The 1,279-nt window shown below is 70.1% G+C and carries 1 protein-coding gene; it reads right to left on the bottom strand.

All coding sequences use genetic code 11. From position 1 onward, the window contains the following. Nucleotides 1-49: 49 nt before the first annotated feature. Nucleotides 50-1,234 carry an ABC transporter substrate-binding protein gene (locus ABD308_RS09935; RefSeq protein ID WP_344331000.1) on the bottom strand — a complete coding sequence of 395 codons (1,185 nt, stop codon included), beginning with the start codon at nucleotides 1,232-1,234 and terminating at the stop codon, nucleotides 50-52. Nucleotides 1,235-1,279: the final 45 nt, after the last annotated feature.

Here is a 1,279-nt window from a genome sequence, read left to right as displayed (position 1 = left end):
CCGGCGGCGGAGCGCTTGCGCCGCCGGGCCGCCGCCTGGGTGACGGCGCTCACCCCTGCCCGCCCTTCATGCCGTCGACCAGGGTCTGGAGCCGGGTCATGCCCTCGTCGAAGCCGGCCTTGCCCTCCCAGATCTTCATCAGCTGGTCGTTGATCGCCTTGGTCAGGCCGGGAACGGCGACCTCGTCGGGGTAGTTGGCGAAGCCCCGGTCGCGCACGTCCAGGAAGGTCTTGGAGTGCGGCGGGTAGTTCCCGTCGGTCACCAGGCTCTCGGCGCCGCGCACGGACGGGACGCCGCTGCCGCCCTTGAGCCGCAGCTGCTGGCCCTCCTTGCTGACGAACTCGGTCAGGAAGGTGAAGGCCTCCTTCTGGTGCCCGCTGTCCTTGTTGATGGCCAGGTAGGAGGCGGCGACGGCGCCCGGGATCGGCTGCCCGGACTCGGACGGGAACGGCACGATGTCGTAGTTCGCGCGGTCGCCGCCCTTGTCGATGCCCTCGATCACCCAGCGGCCGCCGGCGTAGAAGCCGGCCTTGTGCTTGACGAACTGGGTGGCCGCGCCGTTGCCCTCGGGCAGCAGGTCGGCGGAGGCGAAGGTCTTGTCCCGGTAGCCGTCGGCGAGGGTCCTGAACGCCTGGCGGGTCTTCGGGTCGGTGGTCGCGACGAACCTTCCGCCGTCCCAGACCTTGCCGCCGAAGCCGTTGACCACGCTGTAGTTGGCGCCGTACCAGTTCCAGAAGATCGAGCCGGTCAGGCCCGCGGCCTTGAGCTTGGCGTTCATCTCCAGGTACTTGGCCATGGTCCACCGGCCGGCCTCGTTGAGCGCGGCCGGGTCCTCGGTGATGCCGGCCGCGGCCAGGGCCTTCTTGTCGAACCAGAGCACCTCGGGGTTGGTGTCGTTGGGGACGCCGTAGGTGACGCCGTCCTTCTTGGCGCCGCCGTAGATGCCCTCGAAGAAGTCGGCCGGCCTGCTGCGGCTGTCCGGCCCGGCGAGCCGGTCGTCCAGCGGGGCGAGCACGCCGTCGGCGACCAGCTTGCCGATGTAGTCGTCGCCGACGTAGAAGACGTCGGGGGCGGTCTTGGAGGTGAGCTGGGTGAGCAGCTTGGGCTGGTAGTCGTCGTAGGAGGCGACCTGCTCCAGCTTGAGGGTGATGTTCGGGTGCTTCCTGGCGAACTCGTCGGTGAAGGCCTTGAAGACCGCCGTGTCCTCGGCCGAGCCCCAGGTCGACCAGCGCAGGGTGACCTTGCCGCCGTCGGCGGTGCCGCCGTCGGGGCCGCCCGC

Source organism: Kitasatospora putterlickiae (genome assembly GCF_039527695.1).
GTDB lineage: Bacteria > Actinomycetota > Actinomycetes > Streptomycetales > Streptomycetaceae > Kitasatospora > Kitasatospora putterlickiae.
Note: the sequence above shows the minus strand (reverse complement) of the source record. Positions and strands in the feature narration are given on the sequence as shown.